Annotated in this window: 11 protein-coding genes and 1 pseudogene; 6 read left to right on the top strand and 6 right to left on the bottom strand. The window is 60.1% G+C overall.

From position 1 onward, the window contains the following. The first annotated feature begins 261 nt into the window (after nucleotides 1–261). The 5 genes from aceE to msrA all read left to right on the top strand — a co-directional run bounded on the left by aceE (nucleotide 262) and on the right by msrA (nucleotide 10229). Nucleotides 262–2907 (top strand): pyruvate dehydrogenase (acetyl-transferring), homodimeric type, encoded by a 2646-nt coding sequence (gene aceE, locus BMZ46_RS13685; RefSeq protein WP_039766531.1) that lies wholly within the window; start codon nucleotides 262–264, stop codon nucleotides 2905–2907. An 11-nt stretch (nucleotides 2908–2918) separates the two neighbouring features. Further along, the gene (aceF, locus tag BMZ46_RS13680) at nucleotides 2919–4847 is read left to right on the top strand and encodes a dihydrolipoyllysine-residue acetyltransferase (RefSeq protein WP_074689603.1); all 1929 of its coding nucleotides are present in this window, start codon (nucleotides 2919–2921) and stop codon (nucleotides 4845–4847) included. A 278-nt stretch (nucleotides 4848–5125) separates the two neighbouring features. Then, complete coding sequence (locus BMZ46_RS13675) at nucleotides 5126–6523, top strand: alkaline phosphatase D family protein (protein ID WP_074689602.1); 1398 nt, start codon at nucleotides 5126–5128, stop codon at nucleotides 6521–6523. A 238-nt stretch (nucleotides 6524–6761) separates the two neighbouring features. Further along, nucleotides 6762–9458, top strand: coding sequence for a putative bifunctional diguanylate cyclase/phosphodiesterase (locus BMZ46_RS13670; protein ID WP_039766525.1), 2697 nt, complete (start codon nucleotides 6762–6764; stop codon nucleotides 9456–9458). A gap of 105 nt (nucleotides 9459–9563) precedes the next feature. Continuing rightward, nucleotides 9564–10229 (top strand): peptide-methionine (S)-S-oxide reductase MsrA, encoded by a 666-nt coding sequence (gene msrA / locus BMZ46_RS13665; RefSeq protein ID WP_074689601.1) that lies wholly within the window; start codon nucleotides 9564–9566, stop codon nucleotides 10227–10229. 158 nt (nucleotides 10230–10387) lie between these two features. Here the strand turns inward: msrA and BMZ46_RS13660 are convergent, their stop codons facing one another. The 6 genes and pseudogenes from BMZ46_RS13660 to putP all read right to left on the bottom strand — a co-directional run bounded on the left by BMZ46_RS13660 (nucleotide 10388) and on the right by putP (nucleotide 18030). Next, nucleotides 10388–11227 carry a 23S rRNA (adenine(2030)-N(6))-methyltransferase RlmJ gene (locus BMZ46_RS13660; protein ID WP_074689600.1) on the bottom strand — a complete coding sequence of 280 codons (840 nt, stop codon included), beginning with the start codon at nucleotides 11225–11227 and terminating at the stop codon, nucleotides 10388–10390. 239 nt (nucleotides 11228–11466) lie between these two features. After that, nucleotides 11467–11787: a hypothetical protein gene (locus BMZ46_RS13655; RefSeq protein WP_074689599.1), complete on the bottom strand. Its 321-nt coding sequence runs from the start codon at nucleotides 11785–11787 to the stop codon at nucleotides 11467–11469. A gap of 331 nt (nucleotides 11788–12118) precedes the next feature. Next, a complete protein-coding gene (locus BMZ46_RS13650; RefSeq protein ID WP_371855304.1) occupies nucleotides 12119–12862 on the bottom strand; it encodes a DUF4123 domain-containing protein in 744 nt (247 codons plus the stop codon). Nucleotides 12863–12868: 6 nt separating this feature from the next. Beyond that, entirely contained in the window at nucleotides 12869–13258 is a 390-nt protein-coding gene (locus BMZ46_RS13645) for a hypothetical protein (RefSeq protein WP_074689598.1), read from the bottom strand. 1052 nt (nucleotides 13259–14310) lie between these two features. Further along, nucleotides 14311–16317: pseudogene (locus BMZ46_RS13640) on the bottom strand (type VI secretion system tip protein VgrG); the annotation flags it as partial. A 228-nt stretch (nucleotides 16318–16545) separates the two neighbouring features. Further along, on the bottom strand, nucleotides 16546–18030 hold the full coding sequence (gene putP / locus BMZ46_RS13635; RefSeq protein ID WP_039766513.1) for a sodium/proline symporter PutP: 1485 nt from the start codon (nucleotides 18028–18030) through the stop codon (nucleotides 16546–16548). A 456-nt stretch (nucleotides 18031–18486) separates the two neighbouring features. On the opposite strand from putP, the gene putA reads away from it, so the two are divergent. Continuing rightward, nucleotides 18487–22440: a trifunctional transcriptional regulator/proline dehydrogenase/L-glutamate gamma-semialdehyde dehydrogenase gene (gene putA / locus BMZ46_RS13630; protein ID WP_074689597.1), complete on the top strand. Its 3954-nt coding sequence runs from the start codon at nucleotides 18487–18489 to the stop codon at nucleotides 22438–22440. The last annotated feature ends 89 nt before the right edge of the window (nucleotides 22441–22529 follow it).

Below are 22529 nucleotides of genomic sequence, written 5' to 3'. Positions count from 1 at the left end.
AAACTTTCACCTTTTTCGGATGGCTAAAGACCAACCTTAACGATTATTCTCACAACGCAGTCGGAGGCCACAAGCCTTTCATCTGTAGTTTTACTACTCGTCTATACATTCGAAAGGCTGAAATGCCGGATGATTTGTAGTAAAACTACACGCCGCCGGAACAACCTGTCGGCAATCCAAGAATTTTAAATCGTCTGCCCACAAGGCCAGTCGCAAACTCAGGCAACCGATTCTGGAAGCCTTTCCGCCCTGGAGCAAGCCATGCAAGACCTCGATCCCGTCGAAACCCAGGAATGGCTGGACGCCCTGGAATCGGTTCTCGACAAAGAAGGCGAAGACCGTGCTCACTATCTGATGACCCGTATGGGTGAACTGGCAACCCGCAGCGGTTCGCAGCTCCCTTACGCCATCACCACGCCTTACCGCAACACGATCCCCGTTACCCACGAAGCACGCATGCCTGGCGACCTGTTCATGGAACGCCGCATTCGCTCGCTGGTACGCTGGAACGCGATGGCCATGGTAATGCGTACGAACCTGAAAGATTCTGACCTGGGTGGTCACATCTCCAGCTTCGCTTCCAGTGCGACCCTGTACGACATCGGCTTCAACTACTTCTTCCAGGCCCCGACCGACGAACACGGCGGCGACCTGATCTACTTCCAGGGCCACACCTCGCCAGGCGTCTACGCCCGCGCATTCATGGAAGGCCGCATCACCGAAGACCAGATGAACAACTTCCGCCAGGAAGTCGACGGTCAGGGCCTGTCGTCCTACCCGCACCCTTGGCTGATGCCTGACTTCTGGCAGTTCCCGACCGTATCCATGGGTCTGGGCCCGATCCAGGCGATCTACCAGGCACGCTTCATGAAGTACCTGGAACACCGCGGCTTCATCCAGCCGGGCAAACAGAAAGTCTGGTGCTTCCTGGGCGACGGCGAGTGCGACGAGCCGGAATCCCTGGGCGCGATCTCCCTGGCCGGCCGCGAGAAGCTGGACAACCTGATCTTCGTCATCAACTGCAACCTGCAGCGCCTCGACGGCCCGGTTCGCGGCAACGGCAAGATCATCCAGGAACTCGAAGGCGTGTTCCGCGGTGCTCAGTGGAACGTGACCAAAGTCATCTGGGGCCGTTTCTGGGACCCACTGCTGGCCAAGGACACCGACGGCATCCTGCAACGTCGCATGGACGAAGTCATCGACGGCGAGTACCAGAACTACAAAGCCAAAGACGGCGCGTTCGTGCGTGAACACTTCTTCAACACGCCAGAACTCAAGGCGATGGTTGCTGATCTGTCCGACGACGAGATCTGGAAACTCAACCGTGGCGGCCACGACCCGTACAAGGTCTACGCGGCGTACCACGAAGCGGTCAACCACAAAGAACAACCGACCGTCATCCTGGCCAAGACCATCAAGGGTTACGGTACCGGTGCGGGCGAAGCGAAGAACACCGCGCACAACACCAAGAAAGTCGACGTCGACAGCCTGAAGCTGTTCCGCGACCGCTTCGACATCCCGGTGAAAGACGAAGAGCTGGAAAACCTGCCGTTCTTCAAGCCGGAGCCAAACAGCGCCGAAGCCCGTTACCTGGCCGAGCGTCGTGCCGCACTGGGCGGTTTCGTGCCTCAGCGTCGCGCCCAGAGCTTCAGCGTACCGACTCCGGATCTGGACACCCTCAAGGCAATCCTCGATGGTTCCGGCGACCGTGAAATTTCCACCACCATGGCGTTCGTGCGAATCCTCGCGCAACTGGTCAAGGACAAGGAAATCGGCCCGCGCATCGTTCCGATCATCCCGGACGAAGCCCGTACCTTCGGTATGGAAGGCATGTTCCGTCAGTTGGGCATCTACTCGTCCGTCGGCCAGCTCTACGAGCCAGTCGATAAAGACCAGGTAATGTTCTACAAGGAAGACCAGAAAGGTCAGATCCTTGAAGAAGGCATCAACGAAGCAGGCGCCATGAGCTCCTTCATCGCCGCCGGTACTTCGTACTCCAGCCACAACCAGCCAATGCTGCCGTTCTACATCTTCTACTCGATGTTCGGCTTCCAGCGTATCGGCGACCTGGCATGGGCCGCTGGCGACAGCCGTACCCGTGGCTTCCTGATCGGCGGCACCGCCGGCCGTACCACCCTGAACGGTGAAGGCCTGCAGCACGAAGACGGTCACAGCCACCTGCTGGCTGCCACCATCCCGAACTGCCGCACCTACGATCCGACCTACGGCTACGAGCTGGCGGTGATCATTCAGGACGGCATGAAGAAGATGACCGAAGAGCAACAGGACATCTTCTATTACATCACCGTGATGAACGAGTCCTACCAGCAGCCAGCCATGCCGGCCGGTGCCGAAGAAGGCATCAAGAAAGGCATGTACCTGCTCGAAGAAGACACCCGCGATGCGGCGCACCACGTACAGCTGATGGGCTCCGGCACCATCCTGCGTGAAGTCCGTGAAGCGGCGAAGATCCTGCGTGAAGAGTTCAACATCGGCGCCGATGTGTGGAGCGTCACCAGCTTCAACGAACTGCGTCGCGACGGCCTGGCCGTAGAACGCAGCAACCGTCTGAAACCTGGCCAGAAGCCTCAGCGCAGCTACGTCGAAGAATGCCTGAGCGGCCGTAAGGGTCCGGTCATCGCATCGACCGACTACATGAAGCTGTTCGCCGAGCAGATCCGTCAGTGGGTACCGTCCAAGGAATTCAAAGTCCTGGGCACCGACGGTTTCGGCCGCAGCGACAGCCGCAAGAAACTGCGTCATTTCTTCGAAGTCGACCGTCATTTCGTGGTGTTGGCAGCCCTGGAAGCACTGGCTGACCGTGGTGATATCGAACCTAAAGTCGTGGCCGAGGCCATTACCAAGTTCGGCATCGACCCGGAAAAACGCAACCCACTGGACTGCTGAGGAGAAACTCTGTGAGCGAACTCATTCGCGTACCTGACATCGGCAGCGGTGAAGGTGAAGTAATCGAACTGTTTGTGAAGGTCGGCGACCGTATCGAAGCCGACCAGAGCATCCTGACTCTGGAATCGGACAAGGCCAGCATGGAAGTGCCGGCCCCGAAAGCCGGCGTCATCAAGAGCCTGAAAGTGAAGCTGGGCGATCGCCTGAAAGAAGGCGACGAACTGCTGGAGCTGGAAGTCGAGGGCGCCGCGCAAGCGGCCCCTGCTCCGGCTGCTGCGCCTGCCGCCAAGGCCGAAGCTGCGCCTGCACCGGCTGCGCCAGCCGCAGCTCCGGCTGCCGCTTCGGTTCAGCAAGTGCACGTGCCGGACATCGGTTCGTCGGGCAAGGCCCAGATCATCGAGATCCAGGTCAAGGTCGGCGACACCGTCGAGGCTGATCAGTCGCTGATCACCCTGGAATCCGACAAGGCGAGCATGGAAATCCCGTCGCCTGCCGCTGGCGTGGTCAAGGCCATCAGCGTCAAGTTGAACGACGAAGTCGGCACCGGCGACCTGATCCTGGACCTGGAAGTGGCGGGTGCTGCCGCCCCTGCTGCGGCCGCTCCGGCTCAGGCTGCTGCTCCGGCCGCTGCTGCTCCAGCACCTGCCGCCGCGCCAGCTGCACCGGTTGCCGACAGCGTTCAGGACATCCACGTTCCGGACATCGGTTCGGCCGGCAAGGCCAAGATCATCGAAGTGCTGGTCAAGGCTGGCGACAGCGTTGAAGCCGACCAGTCGCTGATCACTCTGGAATCCGACAAGGCGAGCATGGAAATCCCGTCGCCTGCCGCTGGCGTGGTGGAAAGCGTTTCCATCAAGCTGGACGACGAAGTCGGCACCGGCGATCTGATCCTCAAGCTGAAAGTCAAAGGCGCCGCCCCGGCTGCTGCCCCGGCTCCAGCTGCCGCTGCTGCTCCGAGTGCTCCGGCGCCAGCCGCTGCACCTGCTGCCGCTCCGGTTGCTGCTCCAGCCAAGCCTGGTGCGAAAGTTCACGCCGGCCCTGCCGTGCGTCAACTGGCTCGCGAGTTCGGCGTCGAGCTGAGCGCTGTCGGCGCCAGCGGTCCGCACGGTCGCATCCTGAAAGAAGACGTGCAGACCTACGTCAAAGCCATGATGCAGAAGGCCAAGGAAGCACCGGCCGCAGCTGCTGGCGCAACCGGTGGCGCGGGCATCCCGCCGATTCCGGTCGTCGACTTCAGCCGTTTCGGCGAAATCGAAGAAGTGCCGATGACCCGCCTGATGCAGGTCGGCGCTGCCAACCTGCACCGCAGCTGGCTGAACGTGCCGCACGTGACGCAATTCGACTCGGCGGATATCACCGAGCTGGAAGCGTTCCGCACCGCACAGAAAGCTGTCGCAGAGAAGGCCGGCGTCAAGCTGACCATCCTGCCGCTGCTGCTCAAGTCCTGCGCGCACCTGCTCAAGGAACTGCCGGACTTCAATAGCTCGCTGGCACCAAGCGGCAAGGCGATCATCCGCAAGAAATACGTGAACATCGGCTTCGCCGTCGACACCCCGGATGGCCTGCTCGTACCGGTCATCAAGAACGTCGACCAGAAGAGCCTGCTGCAACTGGCCGCCGAGGCTGCTTCCCTGGCTGAAAAAGCCCGGACCAAGAAGCTTTCGTCGGACGAGATGCAAGGCGCCTGCTTCACCATTTCCAGCCTCGGTCACATTGGCGGCACCGGCTTCACGCCGATCGTCAACGCGCCGGAAGTGGCGATCCTCGGTGTTTCCAAGGCAACCATCCAGCCAGTCTGGGACGGCAAAGCCTTCCAGCCGAAACTGATGCTGCCACTGTCGCTGTCCTACGATCACCGTGTGATCAACGGCGCCGCTGCTGCACGCTTCACCAAGCGTCTGAGCGACCTGCTGGCGGACATCCGCACCATCCTGCTGTAAAGCGCTCGGCCCTCCGGCAACGGAGGGCCGACCGCGTTCCACGTTTTCGAGCGCCACACGCTCGTACCTCAACCCCGTCAGTTTGGCGGGGCTTTTTTTTGCCTGAAATAACTGTCGCCCGAACTTTTCCCACAACTTGCGCTGATATAGGCCACGACTCGAGTCCACTTTATATTGATATTTTTTAGCACCAGGCAACTAACCTTGGCGCACTGAAGTTACACCAACAAACCGGGAAACTTTATTAATTACCAACACTTATTCGAATGGATTCGAACATGCTTAAACCTACTGTCGGCCCGATCATTGGCCACACATCAACTAATCAGGCGCGGATATTTATTCGTGGCGGACTGCAACATAATGCGTCCGTATTTGCCGGCATTCGTTACCGGCCACTGGATTCGAAACAATGGCAACCCGCCCAGTTTGTCAAACTTGATTCAACCCGCGACATGACGGAAGTATTCGTAATCGATCATCTGAAGGCAGACACCGAATACGAATACCAGACCGGCTGGTTCAGCCCGATGAGTCCCGTCCACACCATCCACAGCGTGGCGGAGTTGCCGCTGCAATGGCCACGGGAGATTTACCGCCTGCGCACCCGCAGCAGCCAGCCTTTGCAGCCGCGCGCTTACATCCTCGGCTCCTGCCGTTACCTGCGCATGACCGCCGGCGTCCCGGTGCTCCCGCATCTGGGCGACCGGATCTTCGCGTCCATCAGCCAGTTGATCGAGGGTGCACAACCGGCAATCAGCGCAATCATGATGTGTGGCGATCAGATCTACGCCGACGACTTGAATCTGTTCGCCCCGGATCGCGACTATGACGAATTCATTGAAAAGTATCGCGCGGCGTTTTCCCTGCCTAATATTCGACGACTGATGTCGGAGACTTCGACTTACATGATTCTTGATGATCATGAAATAGAAGATAACTGGCCGATGAACGCCAACGAGTCCGATGAAACTCTCTATCGCAATGCAATGGCGACTTACGATATTTATCAAGCGAGTCACAGTCCGATCTGTTCAACAACAACCAGCGGAACAATTGATCGCACGACACTGAAGCACTATTGGTATCAATTCACCGATGGCGATATTGAATGGTTTGTGACGGACAGTCGAACTCGCCGCAACTTGTCGAATGACAACCGGCGCATCCTCGATGAAGAACAGGAACAGGCGCTGTGCAAGTGGTTGATCAATAGCCCGGCGCGGGTCAAGTTCGTGGTCACCAGCGTCATGTTCTACCCCGACCGCAAAATGAACGGCGATGATGCCTGGGCGGGCTTCCCCGAACAGCGTCTGCGCCTGCTGGAAACCATCCGCCAGCATCGGATCAGGAACGTCGTGTTCATTTCCGGTGATGTGCATGGCTCGCTGACCAGTCGCCTGACACACAGCGAAGACCCGGACTTCGAGGTGCACACCGTCGTGTCTTCGCCGCTGAGCAACAGCAAACTGCTGCCCTACGCCACCGCCGCGACCTTCACGCTCGACCAGGCGCTGGCGCAAACCGAGTCAGGCGAATACCGGCACGAACTGACCAGCGAGGTCGTCAGCCAGGACAACTTCGCGCACATGGTGGTTGAAGCCGGGCGAATCCAGGTCAACTATCACGATCGGGATGGCAGGCACCTGCAATCCATCGATATTCCGTTGCGATAAATCCAGCGGTACGACCGTTCCGGATGCCGGAAGGCTCTGGAACGGCCATTTTCACGCTTGGTAGCATTAGTTTCCGGCGGGTGCTGGAGAAATGTTCACTGCAGCCGACATATTCTTATAGCACTTGGCCTTCATGTCTCTTGTCAGTCAGTGCCGCAATGATGCAACCTTGCCGCAGGCAACAGTAAAGAGGGCGCGAGCCCGGCGCGTTCAGCAAATTTCCAAGCGAGTTCCCTTCATGAAGAGCCAACCCGATGCCGCCAGCCGTATGGTGGCCGAGGTAGTGACGCAGTTGCCTGTGCCCTCGCGGCTCGGCATGCTGCGTTTCGAGCGCTTGAATGAAGCCAGTTGGGCCATGTTGTTTCTCGATCCCAACTGTGAACGCCAGTTCGGCCAGCCCGCCGTCGAACTCTGCGCTCTGGTCGGCTCGCCCTATGCCAGCCTGATGGAACCCGAAGCGCGTTATCAACTGCACGACGCGATCCAGCAACAACTCGGTCACAGCCCGCATTATCTGGTGCGCTACACCCTGCACACCGCCGCCGGTGCGCTGAGCATTCTCGAACTCGGCGAAGCCTACAGACAGCACAACCGCCACTTGCTGCGCGGTTACCTGCTGGCGGTCGACAACGTGTTTGACGAGGCACCTTCGCTGCCGTCCGTCGACCTTGAAACCCAGAATTCACGCCTGCAAATCGCCCTGGAGCTCAATCAGCGCGCCCAGCAGGAACAACTGCAGCATCTGGAGCGGGTGCGCGCCCAACAGGATCTGATCCTGTTGCTGGCCCGCCAGCGCTACAGCAGCCAGAACTCCCTGCAAGAAGCCGCCGAACTGATTACCCGCTGCGCCTGCGATATCTACGAAATCGACTGTGCCAGCCTGTGGAACCTCGAAGGTCAGAAGCTGGTGCCGATTTCGGCGTACCACCGCGCCACCCAGGAATACATCCTGCCGGAGGTGATCGACGTCAGCGGCTTCCCCGATTACATGGAAGCCCTGCACGGCAGCCGTGCCATCGACGCGCACAACGCGATGCGCGACCCGCGTACCCGGGAAATGGCCGAAGCCCTTCGCCCGCGCGACGTCAACGCCATGCTCGACGCCAGCATCCGCGTCGACGGCCAGGTGGTCGGCGTGTTGTGCCTGGAGCAGACCGGCGTCACCCGCGCCTGGCAGTCCGACGAAATCGCCTTTGCCGGTGAACTCGCCGACCAGTTCGCCCAGGTCATCAACAACCACAACCGCCGTACCGCCACCAGCGCCCTGCACCTGTTCCAGCGCGCGGTCGAGCAGAGTGCCAACGCCTTCTTGCTGGTCAACTGCGACGGCGTGGTCGAGTACGTCAACCCGAGCTTCACCGCGATCACCCAGTACACCACCGAGGAAGTCCACGGCCAGCGCCTGTCGGAGTTGCCAGCCCTGGAAAACTTAAGCGAGCTGCTGTTCGACGCGCCGTCGGCGCTGGCCAAGAGCAACAGCTGGCAGGGCGAGTTCAAGAGCCGCCGCAAGAACCTCGAACCCTACTGGGGCCAACTGTCGATCTCCAAGGTCTACGGCGACAACCGTGAGCTGACGCATTACATCGGCATCTACGAAGACATCACCCAGACCAAGCTGGCGCAGCAGCGCATCGAGCGCCTGGCGTATACCGACAACCTGACCAACCTCGGTAACCGGCCTGCATTTATCCGCAATCTGGATGAACGCTTCGCCCGGGATAGCGATACCCCGATCAGCCTGCTGCTGGTGGACATCGACAACTTCAAGCGGATCAACGATAGCCTCGGCCACCAGACCGGCGACAAACTGTTGATCAGCCTGGCCCGGCGCCTGCGCAACAGCCTGAGCCCGAGCGGCAGTCTGGCGCGGTTCGCCAGTAACGAATTCGCGGTATTGCTCGACGACACTGACCTTGCCACCGGGCAGCAGATCGCCAACCAATTGCTGGCGACGCTGGATAAACCGATGTTCGTCGACAACCAGTTGATCAGCGTCACCGGCTCCGTGGGCCTGGCCTGCGCGCCACTGCACGGCCGCGACCCGCAGACCCTGATGCGCAACGCCGGCCTCGCTCTGCACAAGGCCAAGGCCAACGGCAAACATCAGGTGCAGGTGTTCACCGAAGCGCTGAACGCCGAGGCCAGCTATAAGCTGTTCGTCGAGAACAACCTGCGCCGCGCCCTGACCCAAAACGAGCTGGACGTGTTCTACCAGCCCAAGCTGTGCCTGCGCAGCGGTCGTCTGCTGGGCATGGAAGCGCTGCTGCGCTGGAATCACCCGGAGCGCGGCATGATCCGCCCGGACCAGTTCATCAGCGTCGCCGAAGAAACCGGTCTGATCATTCCGATCGGCAAGTGGATCGCCCGCCAGGCCTGCCGCATGAGCAAAGCGCTGACCGCTGCGGGCATGGGCAATCTGCAGGTGGCGATCAACCTGTCGCCCAAACAGTTCTCCGACCCGGATCTGGTGGCCTCGATCGCCAACATCCTCAAGGAAGAAGCGCTGCCGGCCAATCTGCTGGAGCTGGAACTGACCGAAGGCCTGCTGCTGGAAGCGACCGAAGACACGCACTTGCAGCTCGACCAGCTCAAGCGTCTGGGCCTGACCCTGGCCATGGACGACTTCGGCACCGGTTACTCGTCGCTCAGCTACCTGAAAAAATTCCCGATCGACATCATCAAGATCGATCGCAGCTTCATCCATGAAATCCCGGACAACCAGGACGACATGGAAATCACCTCCGCCGTGATCGCCATGGCCCACAACCTGAAACTCAAGGTCGTGGCCGAAGGCATCGAGACCGCCGAGCAGCTGGCGTTCCTGCGCCGGCACCGCTGCGACGTCGGCCAGGGCTACCTGTTCGACCGGCCAATTCCGGGCGGCGAGCTGATCCAGGCGCTCAAGCGCTACCCGCGCGGTCCGCTCTCTCTGTAACCCACAGGACACTATCCGCACATTTTGCCTGGTGATTAACCGGGCATCATTGGGCACACTGTGGGTCAGCTTATAGACATCCCATCCTGACTGAGAGGAACGATCATGGTTCTGCGCTCGGAAATTCTGGTGAACAAAAACGTGCTACCGACTAAAGAACAAGCTCTGCCTGGCCGCGAAACCCCAATGGCCCTGCCTGAAAAACACTTTGTTTTCACCGAAACGCCGTTGCTTGGCCCGTTCTTTCAGGACGTCGACTTCGCGATCTTCGGCCTGGGCTGCTTCTGGGGTGCCGAGCGCCGCTTCTGGCAGCGCGAAGGCGTGGTCAGCACCGTGGTCGGTTACGCCGGCGGTTACACGCCAAACCCGACCTACGAAGAAGTCTGCTCGGGCCTGACCGGCCATGCTGAAGTGGTGCTGGTGGTGTTCGACAAGGCCAAGGTCAGCTACGAAGAGCTGCTGGCGATGTTCTGGGAACTGCACAACCCGACGCAGGGCATGCGCCAGGGCAATGACATCGGCACCCAGTACCGTTCGGTGATCTACGCGACCCATCCGGAGCAACTGGAGGCGGCGTTGAAGAGCAAGGCTGTTTATCAGGCGGAATTGTCGAAGGCGGGTCTGGGTGAAATCAGCACCGAGATTGAACAGGCGCCGACCGTTTACTTCGCCGAGGCCTATCACCAGCAGTATCTGGCGAAAAATCCGGAAGGCTACTGCGGGATTGGCGGCACGGGCGTTTGCATGCCACCGAGTCTGGCGGGTAACTGACCACCTCGACTGATCGCGGCCACTGATCGTTCCCACGCTCCGCGTGGGAATGCAGCCCGGGACGCTCCGCGTCCCAATAGCGGACGCAGAGCGTCCATTGAGGCATTCCCACGCGGACGGTTCGACGCCTCGACGTGGGAACGATCATTGACGGTTGATCAGCTTTCGGCGATCAACCAGTCCATCTGCCACCCACCCTGGGTCTGCCCAAGTTTCCTGGACAGCCACGGCAGCAGCTCACGCAATTCTTCCTCCAGCCCCCACGGCGGATTGGCAATCGCCAGCCCGGAGCCGTTCAGGCTGTTCGGCGTATCCAGCGGATGCACCAGCAGCTCGACCCGCAACAACTTCGGCGCACCGGTGCCGGCCAGATCCTGATAGAAACGACGCAATGCGCGCTGATCCTTCACCGGATACCAGATCGCCGCGACGGTCTGGCGCATCCGGCCGATGGCCTCTTTCATCGACGCCGCACAACGCTGCATTTCATCGAGCTGTTCGAACGGCGGATCAATCAGCATCACCGCGCGTTTCTCCTGCACCGGCAACATCGCCCGGGCGACATGCCAGCCCTCGCCCAGATGCACTTTGACCCGACGATCACCGGCCATGTTGTCCTTGAGCAGGACGCCGTCTTCGGGGTGCTTCTCGTTGAGCATCACCCGATCCTGGGAACGAGTCAGACGCCGCGCCAGCTCCGGCGAACCCGGGTAATAACGCAACTGGCCATCCGGGTTCATCTCGTGCAGCACTTTCATGTAGTCGGCAGTCAGCGCCGGCAGATCCGGCTGATCCCACAACCGCGCGATGCCTTCCAGGTACTCGCCGGTACGGTTGGCCTGATCGCCCTGCAGGTCATACAGACCGATGCCGGCATGGCTGTCGAGATAGGCAAACGGCTGCTCCTTGCGTGACATCAGGGCGATGAGGCGGGTCAAGGTCAGGTGTTTGAACACATCGGCGTGATTGCCGGCATGGAAGGCGTGACGATAATTCATGGCTGCTCCTGCGAGGGCCGTGAAGTTTACCTTTTACCGGGCGGCAAGTCAGGGGCTCGCAGCTGAGTGGCGTGCCGCTGCACTAATGATCGTTCCCACGCTCTGCGTGGGAATGCAGCCCGTGACGCTCCGCGTCCATGGGGTATCAGCCCCAATTGCGGTGGACGCCTGGAACGCGGTGCATCCCTGGAGGCATTCCCACGTAGACGGTTTGACGCCTCGACGTGGGAACGATCGAGTCAGGACGGTATGGCGTGTAGGCGTTTGCCAATCACATCCAAGACATCACAGCCGTCACGCAGCGGAATTACGCAGAGTTGGGCGAAGTCGCTGAGGATGACCGAGTCGCACTCGACCGAGCCGCGCATGCACATGTTTTCCAGGACCTGAATCACGGCGCGGATGCGGTAGTTGGCGGCGTCCATCAGGATGTCGAGCGGGGCGTGGGTGTCGATGAACAGGGTGGGCATGTCGTTGCAGTTGCTGGTCAGCGCCATGAGGCGGTTGTCGGGGTGGGGGATGAAGGGTTCGTAGGGTGGATCTGGATGAAGCGTGCTCATTGTTTAATCCTCTGGTAGTGAAAGAGGCGCACACCGTTTCCCTCCTACAGGATTGGGTGGCAGCCATGCGCGGGGTAGGAGGACTGAGACCAGAGCACTCAGCCACGCCGAAGCGTGCCCGCGCATAACCGCCGCAAAAGATCTTACGGTCGAGCGAAGACTGCCGCAAATCGGGCAACGACGCTTATGCACTGCTCTGAAATCAGGGCTCCTACGCCCTGTCTCCACACTTGCGGAGACAACCAAAGACTATCCCCGCACCACCTCGCCCACCAGTTCACGCAAACCGCCGCAACTCGCAGGAAACGTCCGAAGCCTTTGCCCGGAAATTTCACTCTGACTCGTCCCGCAAGTAGTCCAGCAATGCCGAAGCCGACGATTCGTCCGACGCTGAAACCGCAAAAAACCTGACAACCTTGCAGCGCAAGACATCGGCGGGAAGCGCCTCGAACAACGCCGGTTGTTCCTCGCTCAACCACTGCAAGGCATTGTTGATTCGGGCATCACTACCGAATTGCGCCAGCAGCTTTTCCGGCACCGACCACCAGGGAAACTCCCGACCCGAGACCCGCGCCCTGCCCCCGATCTCGACGGCCTGACCGTTGATCAAGCCTCGCGTGAGAACCGGCAGCAATTGCCCGGCATCCACCTCGGACGACTCAAGGATCGGCAACAAAAACCGCCCATCCCAAAAGCGGAAGAACACCGCTTTCCCGTCCGGCATCAGCACCTGGGTCAAACTGCGAAAGTGCTCGACCACCGCCTCAAGCCCCGCCGAAGAAACCGCCAGCCAACCCCAGTCGCGAGACTCCGTGGTCGCCACCCAATCCAGAAACTCACTGCCCGCGTCGACGATTCCCACGTAGGGCATCACCGCATCCCACTCGGTATAGATCGTATCCGCCCAAACAGGGCTAGGTGCCGACGCAAACTTCGAGCGTTGCCAAACTTTGAACGGCTCGGCGATGCTCGCATTGCAGAAGATGGCGAAGAGTTGTTCAGCACTGTCAAGGGGGTGGGTTTGAAGCCAATTTCTAACAGAATCGTCTCTCATAAACCTATAACTGCCAGTCATTCAATTTCATTCAATCCACCCCATAAAGTTCGTAACCAATAAAAAAACAACCATCACTACGAAACTTCCAAATGCCGATAAATACACAAAGCGAATCAAACGCAACAAACCCTTCGGAAAATTCAGTAAGTCACTCCCATCCAAAGCCCCCCCCTTGATTGCCCGGGATGGCAGGAGCAGGTACGAGCCTATGCACGCCAACATGAAATAAGCACCCAAAACCCCACCACTCAGAGGCTTACGCACTGACACGCCTTGCGAATTACTGAGAAAACGAAAAATCGCCTCCTTTCTGAATAGAGCCAGATAGACCTGACCGACAACAGATATGAAAGCAAGACCAAAGAACACTCCGCCAAAAGTCAAAACGAACCAGATTTCATCAGCCTTCGTCATGTGCCGACTCCCTCATAAATGACCTCACCAACCTTTTCACCCAAAATCTCGCCACCCACTCCCCCTCCAAAAGTTCCAGCCCCGACCAGAACCAATGAGCAAAGCACCCCACCTGTTCCTGCAGTACCCAGGCCAATGCCAACGCATACAAGAGAGCCCGCGATACCACCACCGAGGCTTCCCCCAAATGCACCGGCAAATTTCGCCGTCTCGGTGAACTTCACTTTCCTGCAAGCTTCCTCCGTACCTAGCCGGCAAGTCTCCCTGACCTTTAACCCCGAAGCCGTCGCCCCCAGACCAACCCCAACCCAACCACCTAACTTGATCACCTTGCTGGCCTTACTTACGCCTTGAATATGCGTTGCGTATCCGGGAATCTCACCCGCAATACCAGCCTTGCTCCAATGGTGAACGAGACTCCGGCTGGAAATACCCAACGTTTTTTTCAGGTTTGGATGATCGGGCAAACCAGCCGTTTTACGCACTAGCGGGCTAAGACTGCCATCCAGCTGCGCCATCAACTTTTTGCGCTTGGAAAAGAAATCAGCGCCCTGAAGCTTTCCGTGTTTATCAAAGGTTTGCTTATGCAGTATCTCCAGCTCTGCCAGCGTCTTGCCAAGATTGTCCAGATGATTACTGAACATCGCCGAGCCGATCCCCACGGCCGTCGAACCCTGAGATAAAAACGACTGAATCTCACCGTGATGTCGAACCATAAACTCAGCCTCCGCATCACTCATTGGCGTCAGCGCCGCATCAACCTTCTGCGCCGCCTCCATCAACAACGCTTCTTCGCGCGTGCACTGCGTATTACGTGGATCACTCAGGACAATAAGTTGACCGGGTTTTGCGTATTGCGTGAGTTGTGGATTAAGACTGCGGAATTTATCCAGCACGGCAGGATCCGGCTGCGGGAACAACGTTGATTCAAGCGCTGCCCGAGACATTCCCTGTTCAACAATATGAAAGCCCGGCTCAACGCCGGAAGGCGTCGGCCGGGCCGAGGGCTTTGGGGAGTCGGTCAAGCTACTCGGGGGCAGAGTCGGAGTTGGGCACACACCGTCCTTGCAGCGCTCGCATTCTTCACAGAAAGGCGCATCACCTTTAAGGCTCATGATTTGCGCGGCAGTCAGAATCGCAGCCGGGGCCGCCACCAGTTTCTCCGGCAACCCCGGCACTGTCGGCGCCGCACTCATCGCCGCCATCGGCGCACCACCCACAACGATCGGTACGCTGCTGAAGATCCCGCCGGGGCCGATGTTGATCCACTGCCCGCCCGCCTGAATCGTCGCGCTCGCGCCGCCGTCGATCACCACTTGCTGACCGGCGCTGACGTGGAATTGAGCACTGGCGTTGATCGCCTGATTGCTCACGCGGATGTGCCGGTCGCCGGCCACCGTAAGGTGGTCGTCCTGCCTCACCTCGGTCTGGCGCTGGCCGTGGGTGATGCGCTGCTCATCGGCTTTCAGCTCGTGTTTGGCGAGGCCGGTGACGACAACACTGCGCTGGTTATCCACCTGTACCTGTTGATCATTCAGTACATGCTGCGTCCAGTTTCGCTGGGCGCGCAGGTAGATTTCCTCGGCGCCCTTGCGATCTTCGATACGCAATTCGTTGTAGCCCCCACCACCGGGACTACTCTGGCTGCGGAAAATACTGCGGGTCTTGTCGGCCGGCAGATCCAGCGGCACCGGAGTGGCGGCGTTCGGCAGGCAACCCATGACCAGCGGTTTGTCGGCGTCGGAATCGATGAACCCCACCAGCACTTCCATGCCGACCCGCGGAATCAGCACGCTGCCATAACGATCATGGGCCCAGCCGCTGGCGACCCGCAGCCAGCAGCTGGAATGCTCATTGAGCTCACCGTCGCGATCCCAGGCCAGTTGCACCTTGACCCGGCCATACTCGTCGCAATGGATTTCACTGTCTTTCGGGCCGGTGACCACGGCCGGTTGATAGCCGAGCATCCGTGGTTTTTCCGGGCCCATCGGCGGGCGGAAGAACACGTCCCACGGCGTGGCGAGAAAGGTATTACGGTAACCCTGGAATTCATCACCGTCGCTGGTGACCGATTCCTCCAGCACTTGCGGCTGTCGGCCATGGTGTTCGAGAGAGGTCAGCAGCCAGAGGTCGTTCAAATCCTGGCGCGGATGCTCGGTCAGTTGCAGGAAATGTCCACTGACCAAGGCAGATTGATCGCTGCGGCCCTCGGCCTGACGATAGTCGGCGACATGCCGCTCAAGGGTGCGCTGGGCCAGTTGCTTGCCGGTTTCGCGCTCGGTGAACTGGCCGGGAAAGTGGTAATCCTCCAGCACCGGGCGCTGCTCGCTTTCGGCGCGACTTTGCAGCGCCAGCCGGGGTTTGGTGAAGTCGTAATCACGCCGGGTGACCACACTGGTGCGGGTTTCCACTCGAACGGTGAAGCGCTTGATCGCCGGCGCCGCCGCAGCCATGCCACTGCCCGGCAGGTACAGCGTCGGCTCGGCCAGACGGGGGAATACCGTTTGATCGTCGCCGAATACGAGTAGATGCCCATCGGGACTGTGCTGAAAATGGAAATGAATGCCGACTTCGGCACACAGCCGCTGGATGAACGCCAGATCGCTCTCGGCGTACTGCACGCAATATTCACGCGCCGGGTAATCACTGCCGAGGCGAAATTCAAAGGCATCGCGCAGGATCGCGTGATCCTTGAGGATCTGCGTCACGATCTGCGGCACGCTCTGATGCTGGAAAATTCGCTGATTGATCCGGTGACCCAAATAGGCCAGACGCGGAACAAGACTGACGTGATAGCGGGTCAGACGCTTGCCGGAATCCCCCTGCCCAACCCGATAGATCTGACCGTGGATACCGGAACCGTCTTCATCAAAACTCAGAAAAGCCTGACAGTGCAGCAGGCTTTCCAGATCCAGGTCCGGCCGCTCACTGACCAGCTCCAGGTCAAAGCGGAAGGGTTGGCTGATGGCTTCCTTGCCCGTGAACTCAAGGACTTTGAGGTCAAACTGGGCGCCTTCGACGGTCAACGTGAAACGCGGTTGATTGGCAGGCGCGAACATCCGATGTCTCTCTGCAGATTGAGGGCGGGCGATTCTGCATGAGGGGCAAGGGATGCAGGTTGGGTGACTGAAAAATCAGATTTTCCCTACTTGAAACTTCGATCTCCCCTTCAAGAATCGGCGCATTCGACTACAGACTTTTCCTTCGGAAAAATCGCAGGCAATAAAAAACGGCCCGCTTCCTGGCAGGAAGCGGGCCGTTTTCTTGTGAGCCTCAGCTCATTCCCATCACTTGTTCAGATGGAAATCCTTCTCGGCCGCTTCAAAGCGCTGAACCATGCCGGCGCTAGGCTGGCCCATCAGGCTGACCAGGTAGATCGCCAGACTGGCGAAGATGAAGCCCGGGATGATTTCGTACAGACCCAGCAGCTCGAAATGCTTCCACACGATCACGGTGATTGCGCCGACCAGGATGCCGGCCAGAGCGCCGTCACGGGTCATCTTCTTCCAGATCACCGAGATCAGCACCACAGGACCGAACGCTGCACCGAAACCAGCCCAGGCGTAGGACACCAGACCCAGCACACGGTTATCCGGGTTGGCGGCCATCGCGATGGCGATCAGTGCAACCAGCAACACCATGGCACGACCGACCCAGACCAGCTCAACCTGGGAAGCGTTTTTGCGCAGGAAAGCCTTGTAGAAGTCTTCGGTCAGGGCGCTCGAGCACACCAGCAACTGGCAGCTCAGGGTGCTCATCACGGCAGCCAGAATGGCCGACAGCAGTACACCGGCGATCCACGGGTTGAACAGCAGCTTCGCCAGTTCGATGAACACACGCTCGTGGTTCTCGGTCACTGGACCCGCGACTTCCGGGTGCGCCGAGAAGTAGGCGATACCGAAGAAGCCCACGGCCACGGTGCCGCCCAGGCACAGGATCATCCAGGTCATGGAGATGCGACGGGCGTTGGCGATCGATTTCACCGAATCAGCGGCCATGAAGCGCGCAAGGATGTGCGGCTGGCCGAAGTAGCCCAGACCCCAACCCATCAGCGAGATGATGCCGATGAAAGTGGTGCCTTTGAGCATGTCGAAGTTGCTCGGGTCCTGTGCTTCGATGGCCAGGAACGTGGTGTCGACGCCGCCGGTAGCCAGCAGCACGATGATCGGCGTCAGCAGCAGGGCGAAGATCATCAGCGTGGCTTGTACGGTATCGGTCCAGCTCACCGCGAGGAAACCGCCGACGAAGGTGTAGGCAATCGTCGCCGCAGCACCGGCCCACAACGCGGTCTCGTAGGACATACCGAAGGTGCTTTCGAACAGGCGGGCACCGGCCACGATGCCGGAAGCGCAATAAATGGTGAAGAACACCAGAATCACCACCGCCGAAATGATGCGCAGCAGACCGCTTTTGTCTTCGAAACGGCTGGAGAAGTAGTCCGGCAGGGTCAGCGCATCGCCGTTGTGCTCGGTTTGAACACGCAGACGGCCGGCGACGAACAGCCAGTTCAGGTAGGCACCGACGATCAGGCCGATGGCGATCCAGCTTTCGGACAGGCCGGACATGTAGATGGCGCCCGGCAGGCCCATCAGCAACCAGCCGCTCATGTCGGAAGCGCCGGCGGACAATGCCGTTACCACGCTGCCCAGGCTGCGGCCACCCAGAATGTAGTCAGAAAGGTTGTTGGTGGAGCGATAGGCCATGAAGCCGATCAGCACCATTGCTGCGATGTAGATCACGAACGTGATCAGGGTTGGATTGCTTGCGCTCATTACGTACGTGCCCTGGCTTTGTTTTTATGTAGCGGCGGCGGTTGCACCGTTTGCAGACTGATGCCTGACAGACGATTCGCACGGCCGCGCATTTATGACCAATGTTTCCCCAGGAAAGCCATTGGCCGGTGCGTCGGGTTTCCCCGGTTGCACCTTGGGCGCGAATCCTATGCAACAAAGCAAAACAGGTGCAACCAGTTTCTTGAGAATTAGTTGCACCCAGTCGGATTTATCCTACGGAAGTGGCTTTTTGCTCCCTTTTAACGCAGTGACAACGCTTTTCTAGAAGCAAAAGCACCAAGCAGGAGCAGCACTTTCGTACCAGAAATTATTTCCTGACGAGCTGCAGAATATTCCGACAAAAAAGGGTTGCACCCGGTTGCACCTGTTTCGGCTCGCGGCTAATCTTGCCGCCAGCTGTTGTCGCGCAACTGCGGCACCTATGAGGATAAAAATATGGCTACCACCACCCTTGGGGTCAAACTTGACGACCCGACCCGCGAGCGCCTGAAGGCCGCCGCAACCTCGATTGATCGCACACCGCACTGGCTGATCAAGCAGGCAATTTTCAATTACCTGGAAAAACTCGAGGGTGGTGCAACCCTGACCGAGCTGAACGGTTTGTCCGCCAAGGACACCGACGACGCAGGTGAAGTCCACACCGATCACGCGCACCAATGCTTCCTCGAATTTGCTGAAAGCATCCTGCCGCAATCGGTGCTGCGCGCCTCGATCACCGCCGCTTACCGTCGCCCCGAGCCGGAAGTGGTGCCGATGCTGATCGAGCAGGCGCGCCTGCCGGCGCCGATGGCCGAAGCTACCAACAAACTCGCCGCAACCATCGCGGAAAAACTGCGTAACCAGAAGAGTGCCGGCGGTCGTGCAGGCATTGTTCAGGGCCTGTTGCAGGAATTTTCCCTGTCGTCCCAGGAAGGCGTGGCGCTGATGTGCCTGGCCGAAGCACTGCTGCGGATCCCGGACAAAGGCACTCGCGATGCGCTGATCCGCGACAAGATCAGCACCGGCAACTGGCAGCCGCACTTGGGCAACAGCCCGTCGTTGTTCGTCAACGCCGCAACCTGGGGCCTGCTGCTGACCGGCAAACTGGTCTCCACCCACAACGAAGCCGGCCTGACTTCTTCCCTGAGCCGCATCATCGGCAAGAGCGGCGAGCCGATGATCCGCAAGGGCGTCGACATGGCCATGCGCCTGATGGGCGAGCAGTTCGTCACCGGCGAAACCATCGCCGAGGCCCTGGCCAATGCGAGCAAGTTCGAAGCCAAGGGCTTCCGTTATTCCTACGACATGCTTGGTGAAGCGGCGCTGACCGAACACGACGCCCAGAAGTACCTGGCCTCGTACGAACAAGCCATTCACTCGATCGGCAAAGCGTCCCACGGCCGTGGGATTTATGAAGGCCCGGGCATTTCGATCAAACTGTCGGCCCTGCACCCGCGTTATAGCCGTGCCCAGTACGAGCGCGTGATGGACGAGCTGTACCCGCGCCTGCTGTCGCTGACCCTGCTGGCCAAGCAATACGACATCGGCCTGAACATCGACGCCGAAGAAGCTGACCGCCTGGAGCTGTCGCTGGATCTGCTCGAGCGCCTGTGCTTCGAGCCGCAACTGACCGGCTGGAACGGCATCGGTTTCGTGATCCAGGCCTACCAGAAGCGTTGCCCGTACGTGATCGACTACGTGATCGACCTGGCTCGCCGCAGCCGTCATCGCCTGATGATCCGTCTGGTGAAAGGCGCGTACTGGGACAGCGAAATCAAGCGTGCCCAGGTCGAAGGCCTGGAAGGCTATCCGGTCTACACCCGCAAGGTGTACACCGACGTTTCCTACATCGCCTGCGCCCGCAAACTGCTGTCGGTGCCGGAAGTCATCTACCCGCAGTTCGCCACGCACAACGCCCACACCCTGTCGGCGATTTATCACATTGCCGGTCAGAACTATTACCCGGGCCAGTACGAATTCCAATGCCTGCACGGCATGGGCGAACCGTTGTACGAGCAGGTTGTAGGCAAAGTTTCCGAAGGCAAGCTGAACCGTCCGTGCCGTGTGTACGCTCCGGTCGGCACCCACGAAACCCTGCTGGCGTACCTCGTACGTCGTCTGCTGGAAAACGGCGCCAACACCTCGTTCGTCAACCGCATCGCCGACCAGTCGATTTCGATTCAGGAACTGGTCGCCGATCCAGTTGCGCAGATCGAGCAGATGGCAACCGTGGAAGGTGGTTTCGGCCTGCCGCACCCGCGCATTCCGCTGCCGCGTGACCTGTATGGTTCCGAGCGCGCCAACTCCGCCGGCATCGACATGGCCAACGAACATCGTCTGGCCTCACTGTCCTGCGCCCTGCTGGCGACTGCGCACAACAACTGGAAAGCCGCGCCGATGCTCGGTTGCGCCTCCAGCAACGAAGCGCCGGCACCGGTGCTGAACCCGTCCGATCTGCGTGACGTGGTCGGCCACGTGCAGGAAGCCACGGTCGAAGACGTCGACAACGCCATTCAATGCGCCCTCAACGCCGCGCCGATCTGGCAGGCCACCCCGCCCGCCGAACGTGCCGCGATTCTGGAACGTGCCGCTGACTTGATGGAAGGCGAGATCCAGCCGCTGATGGGCCTGCTGGCCCGCGAAGCCGGCAAGACCTTCGCCAACGCCATCGCCGAAGTCCGCGAAGCGGTCGACTTCCTGCGTTATTACGCGGTGCAGGCACGCAACGATTTCAGCAACGACGCCCACCGCCCACTGGGCCCGGTGGTGTGCATCAGCCCGTGGAACTTCCCGCTGGCGATCTTCAGCGGTCAGGTTGCCGCCGCACTGGCCGCCGGTAACCCGGTGCTGGCCAAACCGGCCGAGCAGACTCCGCTGGTCGCCGCACAAGCCGTGCGTCTGCTGCTCGAAGCCGGGATTCCGGAAGGCGTGCTGCAACTGCTGCCGGGTCGCGGTGAAACCGTCGGCGCCGGTCTGGTGGGCGATGAGCGCGTCAAAGGCGTGATGTTCACCGGCTCCACCGAAGTCGCCCGCCTGCTGCAACGCAACATCGCCGGCCGCCTCGACAACCAGGGCCGTCCAATTCCGCTGATCGCCGAAACTGGCGGCCAGAACGCGATGATCGTCGACTCTTCGGCACTGACCGAACAGGTGGTGATCGACGTGGTGTCGTCGGCCTTCGACAGCGCCGGTCAGCGTTGCTCGGCCCTGCGCGTCCTGTGCCTGCAGGAAGATTCCGCTGATCGCGTCATCGAAATGCTCAAGGGTGCGATGGCTGAAAGCCGTCTCGGCAACCCGGAGCGCCTGTCCGTGGACATCGGTCCGGTGATCGACGCCGAAGCCAAGGCCGGTATCGAGAAGCACATCCAGGGCATGCGCGACAAAGGTCGCAACGTGTACCAGGTGGCCATCGCCGACACGGAGGAAGTCAAACGCGGCACCTTCGTCATGCCGACCCTGATCGAGCTGGAAAGCTTCGACGAGCTGCAACGCGAGATCTTCGGCCCGGTGCTGCACGTGGTGCGCTACAAGCGTAAAGAGATCGACCAGTTGATCGCCCAGATCAACGCCTCCGGTTACGGCCTGACCCTCGGCGTGCACACCCGCATCGACGAGACCATCGCCAAGGTGATCGACAACGTCAACGCCGGCAACGTCTACGTCAACCGCAACATCGTCGGTGCCGTGGTCGGCGTCCAACCGTTCGGTGGCGAAGGCCTGTCGGGTACTGGCCCGAAAGCCGGTGGCCCGCTGTACCTGTACCGTCTGCTGTCGACGCGTCCTACCGATGCCATCGAACAGTCCTTCGCTCGCGGTGATGCTGCCGTGGCGCCGGACGTTCGTCTGCGCGACGCCATGAGCAAACCGCTGACCGCCCTGAAAGGCTGGGCCGACAGCAACAAGTTCGCCGATCTGAGCACTCTGTGCGTGCAGTACGCAGCGCAGTCGCAAAGCGGTATCACCCGCGTACTGGCCGGCCCGACCGGCGAGAAGAACAGCTACGCGATCCTGCCGCGCGAGCACGTGCTGTGCCTGGCGGACATCGAAGGTGATCTGCTGACCCAACTCGCGGCGGTACTGGCTGTAGGCGGTTCGGCGGTCTGGCCGGAATCCGACACCAGCAAGGCATTGTTCGCACGCCTGCCGAAGGAAATTCAGGCGCGGATCAAACTGGTTTCCGACTGGAACAAGGACGACGTGGTGTTCGATGCGGTTCTGCATCACGGCCATTCCGACCAGTTGCGCGCGGTCTGCCAGCAGATCGCCAAGCGTGCTGGCGCCATTGTTGGAGTTCAGGGCCTGTCCCAGGGCGAGACCAACATTGCGCTGGAGCGTCTGGTGATCGAGCGCGCGTTGAGCGTCAACACCGCGGCAGCAGGCGGTAACGCCAGCCTGATGACCATCGGCTAACTCTCGCGAGATCGTTCCCACGCTCCGCGTGGGAATGCAGCCCGGGACGCTCCGCGTCCCATCGGTGTCAGACTTGAAGTTGGCAGCGC

The sequence above is a fragment of the Pseudomonas sp. NFIX49 genome, from assembly GCF_900115915.1.
GTDB classification, from domain to species: Bacteria; Pseudomonadota; Gammaproteobacteria; order Pseudomonadales; family Pseudomonadaceae; genus Aquipseudomonas; species Aquipseudomonas pharyngis.
This window is presented reverse-complemented; position numbering and strand designations above follow the sequence as displayed.